The 16744-nt window shown below is 72.4% G+C and carries 11 protein-coding genes; 3 read left to right on the forward strand and 8 right to left on the reverse strand.

What is annotated here, in order from left to right; all coding sequences use genetic code 11:
- Positions 1-14 precede the first annotated feature (14 nt).
- From ACFYWX_RS19660 to ACFYWX_RS19690, 7 genes are all read right to left on the reverse strand, one after another.
- Positions 15-1568, reverse strand: a complete 1554-nt coding sequence (locus ACFYWX_RS19660; RefSeq protein ID WP_389425313.1) for an MFS transporter — start codon at positions 1566-1568, stop codon at positions 15-17.
- A 190-nt stretch (positions 1569-1758) separates the two neighbouring features.
- Positions 1759-5133: a pyruvate carboxylase gene (locus ACFYWX_RS19665; protein ID WP_389425314.1), complete on the reverse strand. Its 3375-nt coding sequence runs from the start codon at positions 5131-5133 to the stop codon at positions 1759-1761.
- Between the two features lie 74 nt (positions 5134-5207).
- Positions 5208-6257 (reverse strand): Gfo/Idh/MocA family protein, encoded by a 1050-nt coding sequence (locus ACFYWX_RS19670; RefSeq protein WP_389425315.1) that lies wholly within the window; start codon positions 6255-6257, stop codon positions 5208-5210.
- The gene (locus ACFYWX_RS19675; RefSeq protein WP_389425316.1) at positions 6254-7270 is read right to left on the reverse strand and encodes a Gfo/Idh/MocA family protein; all 1017 of its coding nucleotides are present in this window, start codon (positions 7268-7270) and stop codon (positions 6254-6256) included. Before ACFYWX_RS19675 ends, ACFYWX_RS19670 begins: the two co-directional genes overlap by 4 nt.
- Before the next feature lie 14 nt (positions 7271-7284).
- A complete protein-coding gene (locus ACFYWX_RS19680) occupies positions 7285-8109 on the reverse strand; it encodes a carbohydrate ABC transporter permease (RefSeq protein WP_389425317.1) in 825 nt (274 codons plus the stop codon).
- Positions 8106-9056 (reverse strand): carbohydrate ABC transporter permease, encoded by a 951-nt coding sequence (locus tag ACFYWX_RS19685; protein WP_389425318.1) that lies wholly within the window; start codon positions 9054-9056, stop codon positions 8106-8108. The genes ACFYWX_RS19680 and ACFYWX_RS19685 overlap by 4 nt, the downstream gene beginning before the upstream one ends.
- Before the next feature lie 17 nt (positions 9057-9073).
- The gene (locus ACFYWX_RS19690) at positions 9074-10408 is read right to left on the reverse strand and encodes an ABC transporter substrate-binding protein (RefSeq protein WP_389425319.1); all 1335 of its coding nucleotides are present in this window, start codon (positions 10406-10408) and stop codon (positions 9074-9076) included.
- A gap of 183 nt (positions 10409-10591) precedes the next feature.
- Here ACFYWX_RS19690 and ACFYWX_RS19695 point away from each other — a divergent pair, with 183 nt between their 5' ends.
- From ACFYWX_RS19695 to ACFYWX_RS19705, 3 genes are all read left to right on the forward strand, one after another.
- Positions 10592-11854, forward strand: coding sequence for an ROK family protein (locus ACFYWX_RS19695; protein WP_389425320.1), 1263 nt, complete (start codon positions 10592-10594; stop codon positions 11852-11854).
- Positions 11855-11990: 136 nt separating this feature from the next.
- Complete coding sequence (locus ACFYWX_RS19700) at positions 11991-12890, forward strand: amidohydrolase family protein (protein ID WP_389425321.1); 900 nt, start codon at positions 11991-11993, stop codon at positions 12888-12890.
- 83 nt (positions 12891-12973) lie between these two features.
- Complete coding sequence (locus ACFYWX_RS19705) at positions 12974-15496, forward strand: SpoIIE family protein phosphatase (protein ID WP_389425322.1); 2523 nt, start codon at positions 12974-12976, stop codon at positions 15494-15496.
- Between the two features lie 37 nt (positions 15497-15533).
- On the opposite strand, the gene ACFYWX_RS19710 is transcribed toward ACFYWX_RS19705, so the two are convergent.
- A complete protein-coding gene (locus ACFYWX_RS19710) occupies positions 15534-16697 on the reverse strand; it encodes a substrate-binding domain-containing protein (RefSeq protein WP_389425323.1) in 1164 nt (387 codons plus the stop codon).
- Positions 16698-16744: the final 47 nt, after the last annotated feature.

The raw sequence follows: 16744 nt of genomic DNA on the forward strand, positions 1-16744 counted from the left end.
TGGTGCAGGACCCCTCAGACCGGTCCGGCGCCCGACCCGCCCTGGAGGCGTTCCAGGTCGGAGGGGCGGACCTGGATGACGACGACGGCCACCAGGGCGGCGAGGGCGGTGAAGATCGCTGCCATGATGAAGGCGGCCGACACTCCGGCGGTGAGGACCTCGTCGCCCCAGGGGGGCGGAAGTTGGCCGGTGCGTTGGAACTGGAGGCGTTCGGCGGGGGTGGCCTGCTCGAGGAAGAGGGGGATCTGTTTCTCCGCCTCGTTGGTGCTGGCCGTACCGAACATCGTGACCAGGATGGACAGTCCGAGCGAGCCTCCGACCTGCTGGGTGGCGTTGAGGAGGCCGGAGGCCGCGCCGGTCTCCTCGGTCTGGACGTTGGAGAGGGCCATCAGGGTCAGCGAGACGAACTCCATGCCCATGCCGAGGCTGAAGACGAGCATCGGGCCGAGGACGCTGCCCGCGTACGTGGAGTGGACGTCGGTCAGGGTCAGCCAGGCCAGTCCCGCCGCCGCCAGGATCGCGCCCACCACCATGAAGGGCTTGGGGCCGAACGTGGGCAGGAACCGTGAGGCCAGACCCGCGCCGATCGCGATGACCGCGCTCACCGGCAGGAACGCCAGCCCGGCCGCCAGCGGGCTGAAGTCCAGGACGTTCTGCACGAAGAGCGTGAGGAAGAAGAACATGCCGAAGATCGCGGCGGCGAGGCACAGCATGATGCCGTAGGTTCCCGCTCGGTTGCGGTCGGCGAACATGTGCAGCGGGGTGATCGGCTGCCGGGAGCGCCTCTCCACCAGGACGAACACCGCAAGGACGACTACGGCCGCGGCGAACGAGGCCAGTGTCAGGGCGTCCCGCCAGCCTTCCTGGGCCGCTCTGATGAAGCCGTAGACCAGCAGCACCATGCCCACCGTGGAGGTCAGCGCGCCGGTGACGTCGAAGCGGCCCGGGTGACGTTCGGACTCCTTGATGTAGCGGGGTGTGGCGAGGGCGATGAGCAGGCCGATGGGGACGTTGACGAAGAGCACCCACCGCCAGTTCAGCCACTCGACGAGCACGCCGCCCGCGAGCAGGCCGATCGCACCGCCACCCGCCGAGACCGCGGCGAAGACCCCGAACGCCCGGTTGCGGTCCGGGCCTTCGGGGAACGTCGTGCTGATCAGGGACAGGGCCGTGGGGGACGCGATGGCGCCGCCGACGCCCTGGAGGGCGCGGGCGCCGAGGAGTTGGGCCTCGTTCTGGGCGAGCCCGCCGAGGAGAGAGGCGAGCACGAACAGCAGGACGCCGAAGATGAAGACGCGCCGTCTGCCCAGGATGTCGCCGGCCCGGCCGCCGAGCAGCAGCAGACCGCCGAAGGTGAGGGTGTACGCGTTGACCACCCAGGACAGGCTGGTCGTGGAGAAGTCGAGGGAGCGCTGGATGTCCGGCAGCGCGATGTTCACGATGGTGATGTCCAGCACCACCATGAGCTGACACGACGCGATGACCAGCAGCGCAATGGCGTTTCCGCCACCGCCCGGTTCGCGGGTGGTGGTCTGGGGTGAGGAAGTCGGCTTTGGGCTGCTGGTCATCGCGCTCGCACTCTCGGGGGTCCAGCCCTCACGAGGGTCAGTGGACGTCTCCGTCCACTGCTGATTCCACCGTTCGACCGTACGCCGGAGTCCCGGTCGTCACCAGTCGATCAGTGGTGCCCCTCACGGTCGGACCGCGGGCGCCTACCCGCGGTCCGACCCGCACGATCTCGCCCCGCACGATCTCGCCTCACACGATCTCGACCAGGAGGTCGCCGCCCTCCACCTGCTGGATCTTGTTGATCGCCAGCCGGGAGACGCGCCCCGCCTTCGGGGCGGTGATCGCGGCCTCCATCTTCATCGCCTCGATGGTGGCCACCGTGGCGCCGGCGTCGACCTCGTCGCCCTCGGCGGCCGCGAGCGTCACGACTCCGGCGAACGGGGCGGCGACATGGCCGGGGTTGGAGCGGTCGGCCTTCTCGGTCACAGGGATGTCGGAGGACGCGGCGGCATCGCGTACCTGGATCGGCCGCAGCTGGCCGTTGAGGGTCGACATCACGGTGCGCATACCGCGTTCGTCGGCCTCGCCGACGGCTTCGAGCCCCATGAGGAGCCGGACGCCGGGCTCGAGGTCGACGGCGTACTCGTTTCCGGGCCTGAGGCCGTAGAAGAAGTCCTTGCTGTCCAGCACGCTGGTGTCGCCGTAGGTCTGGCGGTGGGTCTCGAACTCGCGCGTCGGCCCGGGGAACAGCAGCCGGTTGAGCGTGGCGCGCCGGTCCTTCTCCAGTCCCGCACGGTCCTCCGCGGCCAGCTCCCGCACCGGCTTGGCCTCGGCGCGGCTCTGGAGCGCCTTGCTGCGGAACGGTTCGGGCCAGCCGCCGGGCGGGGTCCCGAGCTCACCGCGCAGGAAGCCGATGACCGAGTCGGGGATGTCGAACCTGTCCGGCGTCGCCTCGAACTCCTCCGGCGCCACCCCGGCGCCGACCAGGTGCAGGGCGAGGTCGCCGACCACCTTGGACGAGGGAGTGACCTTCACCAGGTGGCCGAGGATCCGGTCGGCGGCGGCGTACATCGCCTCGATGTCCTCGAAGCGGTCACCGAGGCCGAGCGCCACCGCCTGGGTGCGCAGGTTGGAGAGCTGACCGCCGGGGATCTCGTGGTCGTACACGCGGCCGGTCGGTGAGGCGAGGCCCGCCTCGAACGGTGCGTAGATCTTCCGGACGCTCTCCCAGTAGGGCTCCAGGTCGCCGACGGCGCGCAGGTCGAGGCCGGTGGGCCGCTCGGAGTGGTCGGTCGCGGCGACGATCGCGGACAGCGACGGCTGCGAGGTCGTACCGGCCATGGAGGCCACCGCACCGTCGACGGCGTCGGCGCCGGCCTGGATCGCGGCGAGGTAGGTGGCGAGCTGGCCGCCCGCCGTGTCGTGGGTGTGGAGGTGGACGGGCAGGTCGAACTCGCGGCGCAGGGCGGAGACGAGCTTCGCGGCGGCGGGGGCGCGCAGCAGCCCGGCCATGTCCTTGACCGCCAGGACGTGTGCGCCCGCCTCGACGATCTGCTCGGCCAGGCGCAGGTAGTAGTCCAGGGTGTACAGCCGCTCCGACGGGTCCGACAGGTCGGAGGTGTAGCACAGGGCGACCTCGGCGATCGCCGTGCCGGTGGCCCGTACGGCGTCGATGGCGGGACGCATCTGGCCGACGTCGTTGAGCGCGTCGAAGATCCGGAAGATGTCGATGCCGGTGTCCGCGGCCTCCTGGACGAAGGTGTCGGTCACCTCGGTCGGGTACGGCGTGTAGCCGACGGTGTTGCGGCCGCGCAGCAGCATCTGGAGGCAGATGTTGGGGACGGCGGCGCGCAGTGCGGCGAGGCGCTCCCAGGGGTCCTCGGCGAGGAAGCGCAGGGCGACGTCGTAGGTGGCGCCGCCCCAGCACTCCAGGGACAGCAGCTCGGGCAGCGTGCGGGCCACGACGGGGGCGACGGCGAGCATGTCCTTGGTGCGCACCCGGGTGGCGAGCAGCGACTGGTGGGCGTCGCGGAACGTGGTGTCGGTGACGCCGATGGTCGGTGCCTCGCGCAGCCACCGGGCGAAGCCCTCGGGACCGAGTTCGGTGAGCTTCTGCTTGGAACCGGCGGGCGGCTCGGTGACGGTCGGGCGCGGCAGCTTGGTGGTGGGGTCGATCAGCTGGGGCCGCTCGCCGTGGGGCTTGTTGACGGTCACGTCGGCGAGGTAGGTGAGCAGCTTCGTGCCGCGGTCGGCGGAGTGGCGTGCGGTCAGCAGGTGCGGGCGCTGCTCGATGAACGACGTGGTGACCCGACCGGCCTGGAAGTCCGGGTCGTCGAGGACGGCCTGCAGGAACGGGATGTTGGTGGCCACGCCGCGGATGCGGAACTCGGCCACGGCACGCCGGGCGCGACGGACCGCGGTGGGAAAGTCCCGGCCCCGGCAGGAGAGTTTGACCAGCATGGAGTCGAAGTGCGCGCTGATCTCCGTACCGGCGTGGGTGGTGCCGCCGTCGAGGCGGATGCCGGAGCCGCCGGGCGAGCGGTAGGCGCTGATGCGGCCGGTGTCCGGGCGGAAGCCGTTGGCGGGGTCCTCGGTGGTGATACGGCACTGGAGCGCGGCGCCGCGCAGGGTGACCGTCTCCTGGGAGAGACCGAGGTCGGCGAGGGTCTCCCCGGCGGCGATGCGCAGCTGTGACTGCACGAGGTCGACGTCGGTGACCTCCTCGGTGACCGTGTGCTCGACCTGGATGCGCGGGTTCATCTCGATGAAGACGTGGTTGCCCTCGCGGTCGAGCAGGAACTCCACGGTGCCCGCGTTGCGGTAGCCGATCTCCTGGGCGAACCGTACGGCGTCGGCGCAGATCCGCTCGCGCAGCGCCGGATCGAGGTTCGGGGCGGGTGCCAGCTCGATGACCTTCTGGTGGCGGCGCTGCACCGAACAGTCGCGTTCGAACAGGTGCATGACGTTGCCCTGTCCGTCGGCGAGGATCTGCACCTCGATGTGGCGGGGCTCGACGACGGCCTTCTCCAGGAAGACGGTGGGGTCACCGAACGCGGAGGCCGCCTCGCGCGCGGCCGCCTCGATGGACTCGCGCAGCGCGGCGGGGTCCTCGACGCGGCGCATGCCACGGCCGCCGCCGCCCGCGACCGCCTTGACGAACACGGGGAAGCCGACGTCCTCGGCGGCCCGCACCAGCTCGTCGACGTCGGTGGACGGCTCCGACGAGCCCAGCACGGGTACGCCGGCCGCGCGGGCGGCTGCCACCGCGCGCGCCTTGTTCCCCGTGAGCTCGAGGATGTGCGCGCTCGGCCCGACGAACGTGATGCCGGCCTCCTCGCAGGCCCGGGCCAGCTCGGGGTTCTCGGAGAGGAAACCGTAGCCCGGGTAGACGGCGTCGGCGCCTGCCAGCCGGGCCGCGCGGATGATCTCCTCGACGGAGAGATACGCCCGCACCGGGTGCCCCGGCTCGCCGATCTCGTAGGCCTCGTCGGCCTTGAGCCGGTGCAGCGAGTTGCGGTCCTCGTGGGGGAAGACCGCGACGGTCCTCGCGCCCAGTTCATATCCGGCGCGGAAGGCGCGAATCGCGATCTCGCCGCGATTGGCGACCAGTACCTTGCGGAGCATCCTCGGTCCCTTCGGGCTGCTGGTGAGGAACACCATGGTCGCGGCTATGTGCCCACCTTGCCATGAGAGCCAAGTCACTCGGGCGGGAGGATCCGTACCGGATTGTCCTCGCTTGTGTCGGGCAGGGGCACGGGTTGCCCGGTCCGCAGTGACGCGTAGGCCGCCAGGACGACGCGCAGGCTGCGCAGTCCCGCCTCGCCGTCCGGCCGGGGGCGGCGGCCGGTACGGGCGGCGTCGAAAAACTCCTCCAGCATGGCCGCGTCGAGGTCGTCGCCACCGGGTTCCCAGCGGGGGCGGGCGGTGTGGGAGTCGAAACCGCCGAGCAGCCGGGGGAAGGCGTCGAACTCCACGATCCCCCGCTCGGCCACGCAGGTCAGCGCCAGGCCGCCCCAGGTCGGGTGGTCCTTCGGCTGGCTCCAGCTGCAGTCGATGGCGACGACGACACCGCCGGGGTAGCGGACGGTGACCAGTCCCGCCGTCTCGACGTCCGCGTCCGCCGGGCCCAGGACGTCGTTGGCCTGGGCGTAGACCTCCACCGCCTGCTCGCCGTCGAGCAGCACGTCCATCAGGTCGGCGATGTGCACGGTGTGGTCCATCACCGCGCCTCCGCCCGCGAGGTCCCGGTCACCGAACCACGGCCGGGAAGCGGCCGGGTTCCAGCCGTTGTTGGAGCCGTGGACGCTGACCAGTGAGCCGAGCGAGCCGTCCGCGACGGCGCCGTGGAGGGCGGCGAAGGCCGCGCCGAAGCGGACCGGGTAGGCGGTCATCAGGCCGACTCCGGCGCGGGCGCACGCGTCGATCATCGCCCGGGCGTCCGTCTCCGTCGTGGCGAGCGGCTTCTCGCACAGGACGTGCGCGCCGGCCGCGGCGGCCCGCTCCACCAGATGCCGGTGCCGGGCGTTCTCGCTGGTCACGATGACCGCGTCGGGCCGCAGCGCGAACACCTCGTCCCAGTCGGCGAGGTACGCCACGCCGAGCCGCTCGGCCAGCGCCGCCCCCCGGTCCGGGTCGTCCGGCGGGGCGTCGGGGTCGGCGGTGAGCAGCTCCACGTCGTCGCGGTCGCGCAGCAGCTCGACGTAGGTCGGGGCGTGGACGTGGGCGAAGGACAGTACGGCGATCCTCACGCGGATGCTCCTTCGGGTTCGCGCGGCGTGCCGAGCTCGACCGCCCGTCCGGTCCGGGCCGACTCGGCGGCGGCCGCGGCGATACGGACGGCCGCCACACCGTCCGCCGGGCCCACGCGCGGCTCGGGTCCCCCCGCGAAGGCGTCGGCGAGCTCTCGTATCTGGGTGGTGTACGGCGACTCGCCGAAGTCGCCCGCCGGGATGCCCTCCGCCGCGCCGGCGCCCACCGCGCCGACGGTCCGGAGACCGGGCGAGGCGAGCGAGTCGTGCCGTACCGTTCCGCCGGTGCCGGCGAGGTGGAAGGTCGTGCGGAACGGTGTGGCGGGCGGCGCCCACACGCCCACGATCTGGGTGATGACGCCGCTCTCGTGGGTGAGCACCGCGGTCCCGGTGGCGACCGCGCCCTCGGGTGCCGGGGCGGTGAGGTGGCCGCTCTGGTGTGCGTGGACGCGGACGACCTCGCCGAACAGCCAGCGGGCGATGTCCATGTCGTGGATCATCTGGTCGACCAGGATCCCGCCGGAGCGCGCCGGGTCGGCGAACCAGCCGCTCCACGTCGGGTACCGGCCGGTGCGGGTCAAGCGGGCCACGGCGACCCGGCCGAGTCCGCCGTCGGCTACGAGGGCGCGCAGCCTGGCGTAGGCAGGGAAGAAGCGCACCACGTGCCCCGGGTAGAGCCGGACCCCCGCGGCCGCGGCCGCGGCGGCCATCTCCGCGGCGTCGGCGGCCCGCAGCGCCAGCGGCTTCTCGCACAGGACGTGTGCCCCGGAGGCCACGGCGGCCAGGGTGATCTCGTGGTGGGTGTCGGTGGGGGTGCAGACGTCGACCACGTCCGCACCGTCCATGGCCTCCTCGCGTGAGGCGACCGCGGTCTGGCCGAACTCGCTTGCGAGGGTGGGGGCTTGGCCGTCGGGGGCGTAGACGCGCACTCGGGCGCCGAGTGCGGTCCATGCGGGCAGATGGGCGCGTGCTATGCCGCCCGCGCCGATCAGCGCGACGTCGAGTTGTGCCATCGGGTGGGGGTCTCCTAGCCCTTGAGGGCGCCGCTGAGCACGCCGTTGATGAAATGCCGCTGGAAGAACAGGTAGACGAGGACGACCGGGGCGATCACGATCAGCGTGGCCGCCGCGAGCAGGGGAACGTCGACGTCGTACTGGCCGGTGAAGAAGCCCAGTCCGGCCGGGGCGGTGCGTTTCGCGGGGTCCTGGATCAGGATCAGCGGGAGCAGGAACTGGTTCCAGCTCCATACGAAGTACAGGACGCCGAGGGTGGTCACGGCCGGGCGGGAGCTGGGCATGAGCACGCGCCACAGCGTCGTCCAGGAGGAGGCCCCGTCCAGCCGGGCGGCCTCGATGAGGCTGCGCGGAACGGTGGCGAAGTGGGCCCGCATCCAGAAGACGCCGAACGGCATGAAGGCGGCGATCTCGGCGAGGGCCAGTCCCGGCACCGTGTTGGTGAGCCCGAGGGCGCGCAGGTCGTAGTAGAGCGGGATGACGGTGACCTCGGTCGGGATGGAGAGCCCGAGCAGCAGGTAGCCGTAGAGCTTGCCGCCGCCAGGGACGTCCATGGTGGCCAGCGCGTACCCGGCCAGGGTGGCGCACACCACGGCCGCGGGGACGACGGCGAGCGCGATCACGGCGCTGGAGCGCAGCAGCGGCCCGAAGCCCGCGGCGGACCAGGCGTGGACGAAGTTCTCCAGGTGGACGCCGTCCGGCCGGGCGAGCCCGGTCAGCGGTGTCCCCGCGGGCTGGAGGGACGCGAGGAGCAGGGACAGGAACGGTACGACCACCGCGGCCACGAAGACCGTCAGTACGACGGGTGCCGCGAGTCCTCGTGGCTGACGCGCCGTCATGATGGGCTCCTGGCAAGTCGGTTGATGATGACGACGGCCACTGAGATGACGGCTGTCAGCACCACCGCGAGCGCGCTCGCCAAGCCCACCGCGCCGCCGCCGAAGGCCAGTCGGTAGATGAGGATCCCGGGCACCACGGTGCTGTTGCCGGGGCCGCCGCCGGTGGTGATGTAGATCAGGTCGAAGCTGGACAGGGCGGCGATCACGGTGATCGACAGGGCAACCGCCATCTCCGGCCGCAGCAGCGGGACGGTGATGGACCAGAACTCGCGGACCGGGCCCGCGCCGTCCATCCGCGCGGCCTCGTAGATCTCCTGGTCGATGCGTTGCGTCCCGGACAGGAACAGCACCATGCACAGGCCCGCCACCACCCAGGTCCCGACGAGTCCCACGGCCGGCAGCGCCCAGGTGAAGCTGCCCAGCCAGGAGTCGGTCAGCCGGCCGAGGCCGACCGCCCGCAGAGCCTGGTTGAGGGTGCCGTCCTCGGCGTACACCCAGCGCCAGATGACGGCGACCGCGACCAGCGGCACGACCTGTGGCAGGAAGAGCAGCGTACGGATGAGTGAGGTGCCGCGGCGGCCCGACCGGCGGGCGACCAGGGCTGCCGACACCAGGCCGATGGTGATGGGCAGGACGGAGAAGAAGACGATGAGCGCCCCGGCGTGCCAGGCCGCCGCCCGCAGCTGCGGATCGGTGGCCACCCGGCGGTAGTTGTCGAGTCCGGTGAAGGACGGCAGGGTCACCCCGTCCCAGTCGAACAGCGACAGGTAGGCGGTGTGCAGGGCCGGGAGGACGGCGAACAGGGTGTACGGCAGCAGCGCCGGCAGGGCGTACAGCAGCGCCACGGCGCGGCGGCGCCTGCGGGTCGTGCACGGCGAGCGGGTCGGCGGGCCGGTGTCCTTGTGGACGGGGCGCGCTGCCCGTCGAGGTGTGGTGGTCGTCGTCATGTCGTGAGGCGGGCCGGTCAGGAGTGGAACTGGTCGAAGTCGGCCTGGAGGGCCGCGAGGAACTTCTCGACGGTGACCTTGCCCCCGGCGAGCAGCTGGAGTTGCGTGGTGAGGGTGTCGGGCATCGTCGGGGTGGAGGCGTTCTGGATGAACGGCTGGAGCCCGGAGTCCTTCACGATCGCCTGCCAGCCGGTCCGTACGTCTCCGAGGAGGCCGGTCTGGTGTGGCATGGCGCCGGCGTCGGGCGCCATGAAGCCCGCCTTGGCGGTGACGGCGGAGGCCTGCCGAGTGGCGCAGAAGTCCAGGAAGGCGGCTGCGGCGGACTGGTTCTTCGACTTGCTGGAGACGCAGTAGTAGACGCCGGCTCCGGTGGTGCGCAGGGGGCCACCCTCGGTGCTCGGTGGCATGGTGAACAGCCCGGCGTTCTCACCGAGGCCCTTGTCGACCGCGGCGGCGGCCCAGTTGCCGCTGATCCGGAAGACGCCCTCGCCCTTGGCGAAGGCGGCGGTGGCGTCGTTGTCGCTGGTGCCGTTGACCTTGGGGGTGACATAGCCCTTGTCGACCCAGCGCTTGAGGGTACTCGCGGCCGTGACCGCTTCGGGGCCGGTGATCTTGGCGCCTTTGCGGCCGAACGCCCAGGCCTCGCGGTCCGCCGGCTTGAGGTGGACCGACAGCAGCACGTTGAAGGGGTGGTTGAGGCCGCCGTCGAGGTTGCCCGCGACGAGCGCGGTCTCCCCGGTGGCCTTGGCCTTCTCGAACAGGGCCTCCAGCTCGGCCACCGTGGCCGGGGGCACGGTCAGGCCCAGTTTCCGCACCTTGGCCTTGTTGTAGTAGACGCCCTCGAAGGACAGCCCGCCGGGCACGCCGTAGAGGGCGCCGGTGCCGGCCGTCTTCCCGTCGGCGCTGAAGGTGATCTGGTCCAGGCCGGGGAACTTGCCCGCCCAGCCGTACGCCTTGCCGTAGCCGCCGACATCGAGCAGCAGGTGCCCCTTGACCAGGTTGTTCATGCCGGAGACGAACTGGGCTATGTCGGGGGCGGAGTCGGCCGACATCGTGGTGTTGATGCTCTTGAGGTAGTCGTCCCAGCCGGTGTACTGGCGCTTGAAGCTGACGTTGGGGTACTTCTCGCGGAACGCCGCGAGCAGCTCCGGGGTCATGGTGGTGTCGTCCGCGTCTGCGACGACCAGGGTGATCTTTTCGGTCGGGACGGCCGTGGAGACGGGGGACGCGCTGTTCGCGTCGGAGGACTTGGCGCCGGGGGTGAGAGAGCTGCCGCACGCGACGAGCAGCGAGGAGCCGGCGGCGGCTGCGAGGAACGCGCGTCTGGACGGTGGAGCGGGAACGTGGCTCATGGCGGACTCCTGGAACGGCGGGAGAGGGGGTGCTGCGCGGGCGAGTGCCATGGAGGTGCGGGGGGCGCGGGCAGATGCGGGCGCCGAGTGTTTTAATAAAGCAGTTGCGTTTCATAATCGAGTTCCGGCCAGGGCGCGTCAAGAGCGGCGTGCAGACTGTTCCCGACAGCAGGAGGTCGACCCTTGCCCACATCGGAACCGGATGCCCTGTGGCCGCTCAGCGGTGCCACGGAGCCGCGCACGCCGTCGGCGGTCCCCTCGGTCGTGGGCGTGGCCGACCTGCGCGCCACCAACGCGGCGGCCGTGCTCGCCGTCGTCCGCTCCGCCGACCCGCACCCCCGGCTGTCCGAGTTGGTGAAAGCAACCAGCCTGTCCCGGCCCACCGTTGAGGCGATCGTGGAGGAACTGGTCGACCGCGGCCTCATCGAGGTCGCTCCCACGCCGTCCGCCCGCGGGCAGCGCTCCCCCGGTCGCCCGGCCCGCCGTTTCCGCTTCCAGCCCCATGCGGGCTTCGTCGTCGGCGTCGACGTGCGGCCGCGGTCCGTCACCGCCTGCCTGGCCGACCTCGACGGCGAACCGGTCACCGTCGAGCGCCGCGCGGTCCGCGCCGACGTCACGGGACCGGCCCGCGCGCGGGCGGTGACCTCGGCGATCCGGGCCACCCTGGACCGGGCGGACGTGGACGCCTCCCGAGTGTGGGCCGCCACGCTCGGCACCCCCGGCCTGGTCGACCGGGACAACACCCGCGTCCGCCAGGCCGACAACCTCCGTACCTGGACCGAGGTGGACGTCGCCGGCGTCCTGCGCGACCTCCTCGGCTGTCCGGTGGCCGTCGAGAACGACGCCAACCTGGCCGCGCTCGGCGAACAGTGGCGCGGGGTCGGGGGGACGGCCGGCGAGGCGGTGCCCGACCCCGCGACAGGTGAGATGGTCTTCGTCCTGCTCGGCGAACGCCTCGGCTCCGGCGTCATCACCGGTGGCCGCCTGTTGCGCGGCCACCACGGCGCGGCCGGCGAGATCGGCTTCATCCGCTTCTCCGGTGGCGGCCCGACCGACAGCCCCGGACTGGATCCGCTCCCCACCGGCACCGTTCGTGACGCGGCTGCGGCCGATGCGGACGCGGTCGCCGCCGTCGAGGCGTACGGACGGCGGCTCGCCGAAGGACTCGCCCCGGTCCTTCTCGCCCTCGACCCGGCCCTGGTCGTCCTCGGCACCGGGCTCTTCCCCGACCCGGCCCTGCTCCCCGCGGCGAAGACCCTGCTGGCCGCCGCCCAGCACCACGCCGACGGCCTCCTCGTCGACCCGCCGGGCTGGCACCTGTCCGCCCTGGGCGACGACGCCGTCCTCACCGGCGCGGTGCGCTTCGCGCTGTCCTCGGTCGAGGTGGTCCTCCGGACCCGGCCGACCAGCCTCAACACCCCTCAGCCCGGGCCCGGGCAGCGATGACGGCTACTCCTGGACGAAGTCGACCCCGCGGGGTGGACGTGAAGGTGGTGAGTCGCGAGATCCTGGATTCCGACGGCGTCCAAAGCGCACGGGGCGCCTTGACAGGAGGGGCGTCAGCCTTGGTGGGAGGAGCGTCATGACCAACGTCGACGTGCACCAGCATCTGTGGACCCCCTCGCTGGTGGCGGCCCTGCGCTCCCGCCGCGCACCCCCGTTCCTGGACGGCTGGACCCTGTTCCTGGACGGTGAGCCGCCCTACGGGATCCCGCCCGCCGACCACGATGTCGCCCGGCGTACGGAGCTCGCCGCCACCGACGGGCTCGGCCGGGCGCTCGTCTCGCTGTCCGCCCCGATCGGCGTGGAGTGGCTGCCCGCGGCCGAGGCGCGGCCCCTGCTCGACGCCTACCACGAGGGCGCGGCCGCACTCCCCGAGCCGTTCGGCGCCTGGGCCGCCGCCTGCGTACGGGACATCGACGCCGGGGCGACGGCCGCCGTGCTCGACCAGGGCTTCGCCGGCCTCCAGCTCCCCGCGAACGCCCTTGCCGACGCGACCGGTTACACGCGCTGCGCTCCCCTGCTCGACCTGCTCGAAGAGCGCGGCCTGCCGCTGTTCGTCCACCCGGGCCCCGCGGCCGCCGAGCCCACGGGGCCCGGCTGGTGGCCCGCGATGGTGCCCTACGTGCAGCAGATGCACGCCGCCTGGTTCGCCTTCCGTGCCTTCGGCCGGCCGCGCCATCCACGGCTGCGGGTGTGCTTCGCGCTGCTGGCGGGGCTCGCCCCGCTGCACGGGGAGCGGTTCGCCGCCCGCGGCGACGGGGGCGGCCTCGGGGACCCGGACGTGTTCGTCGAGACGTCCTCGTACGGTCCGACCGCCGTCGACGCCGTCGTCCGCGCCCTCGGTGTGGACGCCGTCGTACAGGGCTCGGACCGGCCCTACGCCCAGCCGCCCCAGCACCCCGGCTTCGGCCTGGGCGGAGCAGCGGCGTACGCGTTCCGCATCACCAATCCACGACGGCTCCTCACCGGAAAGGACTGACGGAGGGCCTGCCGCGTCCACTGGCCGCCTCTGAGGGCCGTCGACCGCAGATAATCCCATTAAAATGGGACAAACTCTGCCGGGTGATCGAGGGCAACGTGTCGGCCAACGCTGTGGCATCGCACGCGTACCCGTTCGGCGCCGCGCCGGTGAGCGAGGCGCCCGAGCGCGACGACGCGCTGGTCAGCGCCGTGGTCCGGGCCGTGGAGGCGACCGGAGCGCATGCCGGAAGCGTGTTCCTGGTCTCCGGCGACCGTCGCTCGCTCGTCCTGGCCGCGGCGTGCGGGACGCCACCCTCCCTGCTCGGCGGGTGGCGGCGGATCCCGGTGAACAGCCGTATCCCGGTGGCGGACGCCTACCGCTCGGGCCGCATGGTTCACCTGGCCGGCGCGCAGGAGACGATGCGGCGTTTCCCCCAGCTCTCGCTGGCCGTGCCCTACCCGTTCGGCTCCGCCTCCGTCCCCGTGCGATCCGGCGGGCGAACCTTCGGGGCGCTGGCGGTGGTGTGGACGTCCATGCCGGACGGGACGGGGCTGTCGAGAGGGCAACGCCGACAGCTGCACGCCGTGGCCGACCGTCTGGGCACCACCCTCGCCGGCCTGAGCGCACACGGGGCACTCGGCGAGTACGACGACGAGACGGCTCCGATGGTGGTCCCGGTGCCGTCCGCACCGGTGATCCGGGTGGGCCTCTTCGACTGGAACCTGGACACGGGAGATCTCACGGCCGACGACGAACTGTGCGCGATCTTCGCGATCCCGCCGCGCGAGTTCGACGGACGGGCGGACACCCTGGCGGCCAGGATCGAACCGGTGGATCTGCCCGGCTTCCGGTCCGCCGCCCGTGCCGCCGTCACGCGGGGCCGTGTGCTCGCGCACTGCCTGCGCATCCTGGACAGAGGTGGGGGCCACCGCCTCGTGGAGCTGTGGGGACGGGTGCCCGGCAGCCCGGACGACCCGCAGGCGTCGTCCCATCTGGTCGGCGCCGTACTCGACTCGGGGAGCGGCATGGCCGCCGTCGCGGCGATCGAGCGGCTCGCGGACGGCTTCTTCGCGCTCTCCCCGGACGGACGGGTCGCCTACGCCAACCACAGCCTGGAGAGTCTGCTGCGGGTCCGCCAGGACGAACTGCTCGGCCACCGCCCCTGGGACGTCCTGCCGTGGCTGGCGGATCCCGTGTACGAGGACCGCTACCGCGCCGCCGTGGTCTCCCAGCAACCGGTCTCCTTCCTGGTCCGCCGCCCGCCCGACGAGTGGCTGGTCTTCTCCCTCCACCCGGGCGCACAGGGCATGACGGGGTGGGCGGCACCCGTGAATCAGCCCGTCCCGGCCGACACCGGACCCGGTACGCCCGTCCCGGAGGAGGCGCCGCCCGTCCTTTCCGCACCCCCGCCCGTGGCCCCGCGCCTCGGCGCCCTCTACCGCGTGCTCCAGCTGGGCAGCGCCCTCACCGAGGCCGTCACCGCGCGCGAGGTGTGCGATGCCGTCGCCGACCAGCTGTTGCCCGCGTTCGGCGGCCAGAGGCTGGCGATCGCCGTGGTGGAGGAGGGGCGCCTGCGCCAGATCGCGCAGCGCGGCTACTCGAAGCGCTTCCTCGCCCGGTTCGAAGGCACCCCGCTGCACGCCCGGCTGCCGGTGACGGACGCGCTGACCTCCGGCGCTCCCTTGTTCATCGAGTCCCGGGAGAAGCTCCTCGAGACGTACCCCGGGATCCTGGCCGCCCACTCCAACTCCTGGGCGTTCCTGCCGTTGATCGCCTCCAACCGCCCGGTCGGCGCCTGCATGCTCGGCTTCGACGAGGTCCACCGGTTCCCCGAGGAGGAGCGCGGCGTCCTCACCGCGCTGGGCGGCCTGATCGCCCAGGCCCTCGAACGCGCCAGGCTCTACGACGCCGAGTTCGCCCTCGCCCGCGGGCTCCAGGACGGACTGCTGCCGCACCGGCTGCCCACAGTGCCCGGCCTGCGCGTCACCGGGCGCTACCTGCCGAGCACCAGGGGAATGGACATCGGCGGCGACTGGTACGACGTCATTCCGACCGGCGAGGAGGTCGCGCTGATCGTCGGGGACGTCGAGGGGCACAACGTCGCCGCCGCGGCCGTCATGGGCCAGCTGCGCAGCGCGGTCCGGGCCTTCGTCACCGCCGGCCACCGGCCCGCCGAGGTCGTCGCCGGCACCAACCGGCTCCACCTGGACCTCGACCCCGTGCTGCTCGCCAGCTGCTGCTACGCCCGCGTCCATCCCCCCTCGGGCGTCGTGCGCATCGTCCGCGCGGGCCACTGCCCTCCCCTGCTGCGCCTGCCCGACGGACACACCGAGATCCTGGACGTGCCGGGCGGCCCGCTGCTCGGCGTCGAGGCGCCGGCCGCCTATCCGGAGTCGGAGCTGCGCCTCGCGCCCGGATCGGTCCTGGCCCTGTACACGGACGGGCTGGTCGAGCGGCGCCACTCGGACATCGGTTCCGGCCTCGAGCGGCTCCGGGCCTCACTGGCCCGCATGGGCGGGAGCCGCCTGGACGAGGTGGCCGACGCCCTGCTGCGGGAGGCCCGCCGGTCGACGGACCGGGCGGACGACATCGCACTCCTGCTCACCGAGTACGTCCCGGCGTGAGGCACCCACGCCGTGCGGCCCGCTGACGACCGTTCTTCTACCTGCCCCAGATTTTCCGGTACGCCTCCTGGTAGCCCGTCGGGTCCCACGTGGTGGCACCCGCGCTGTTGGCGGCCGTGGTGATGTGCACGGGGGCCACGTATCCGCTGGCGGGACGGCCGGAGAAGGCGCGGTTGAACTCGTCGATGATCTGCCAGCCCTGCAGGGACAGCGGCTCGGGCACGGTGGCCGCCTGGTACTGCCTGTTCTCGATGCGCTGGAAGGCGGAGGGGTCACCGTCACCGGCGCCGATGTTGAACGGCGGGCCGGAGCCCTTCCGACCGGCCGCCCGGAGGGCGGGGGCCGCGTCGGCGAAGTACAGGTCGTTGATGGCGACGGAGTAGGTCCACTTGCTCCCGAAGCGGGACAGCAGGGAGGAGACCTCACGGGGGGTGCGGCTGCTCGCGTCCGGGATCGGGATGTTCTCGTACGACAGGAGCTTCACCCCTGAGCAGGTGCGCAGTTGCTTCCTGATCAGCTCTGCCTTGTTCCGGGCGAAGGGGATCGAGGCGTCGCTGAAGAGCACGACCCCGGCGTTGCCGTTGGACTGCGCGATCACCCACTGCGCGCTGATCGCGGCCACGTTCTCGACCTTGGTGGTGACGTTGGTGAAGAGCGGGGGCCGCCGGCTGGGACCGGGGGTGGCGACCGCGTGCCAGCCGATGAGCGGGATGCGTGCCGCGTCGGCCCGCGCGACCTGCCGCGAGGTCGAGTCGGGGTCGAATCCGCCGATGACGATGCCCGAGGGCTTGAGGGTCAGGGCCTCGCTCATCGCCGCCTGGACGCCGGCGGGGGTGCCTCCGCCGTCGATCACCCGGACGTTCCAGCCGATCTCCCGTGCCGCGTCCTTCACGCCGTTCGCCGCGCCCGCGACTCCGGGATTGGTCATGGTCTGGGCGACGAAGACGAGGGTCTTGCCGGACACCGCCGTCGGGCCGCTGGTCGGCCCGTTCCAGGGGATGTCGGCCTTCTCCGCCTGTCTCACGGACGCCTGGGCCCTGGCCTGGACCGCGGGGCAGCCGCTCGGGGCCGTCGTGGAGCCCCCCGGGCCGTCCGACGAGCCGCGTTCGCAGCCGACGAGGACGGTTGCCGTGCCCAGCAGCGCGCAGGCGGCGAGCCGGACTGTGAGGGCGCCGGGGGTGGCTTTGCGGTTGCCGTGCACGGGAGCTCCTCGCGGAGGAATGAGCGGCGGGAGGGCACGGAGGTGGT

This window comes from Streptomyces sp. NPDC002888 (assembly GCF_042888465.1).
Lineage (GTDB): Bacteria > Actinomycetota > Actinomycetes > Streptomycetales > Streptomycetaceae > Streptomyces.

Excerpts from the sequence above, each read along its gene's own strand:
- ACFYWX_RS19660 (WP_389425313.1), bottom strand. The coding sequence starts at position 1,568 with ATGACCAGCAGCCCAAAGCCGACTTCCTCACCCCAGACCACCACCCGC.
- ACFYWX_RS19665 (WP_389425314.1), bottom strand. The coding sequence starts at position 5,133 with ATGCTCCGCAAGGTACTGGTCGCCAATCGCGGCGAGATCGCGATTCGC.
- ACFYWX_RS19675 (WP_389425316.1), bottom strand. The coding sequence starts at position 7,270 with ATGGCACAACTCGACGTCGCGCTGATCGGCGCGGGCGGCATAGCACGC.
- ACFYWX_RS19680 (WP_389425317.1), bottom strand. The coding sequence starts at position 8,109 with ATGACGGCGCGTCAGCCACGAGGACTCGCGGCACCCGTCGTACTGACG.
- ACFYWX_RS19685 (WP_389425318.1), bottom strand. The coding sequence starts at position 9,056 with ATGACGACGACCACCACACCTCGACGGGCAGCGCGCCCCGTCCACAAG.
- ACFYWX_RS19690 (WP_389425319.1), bottom strand. The coding sequence starts at position 10,408 with ATGAGCCACGTTCCCGCTCCACCGTCCAGACGCGCGTTCCTCGCAGCC.
- ACFYWX_RS19700 (WP_389425321.1), top strand. The coding sequence starts at position 11,991 with ATGACCAACGTCGACGTGCACCAGCATCTGTGGACCCCCTCGCTGGTG.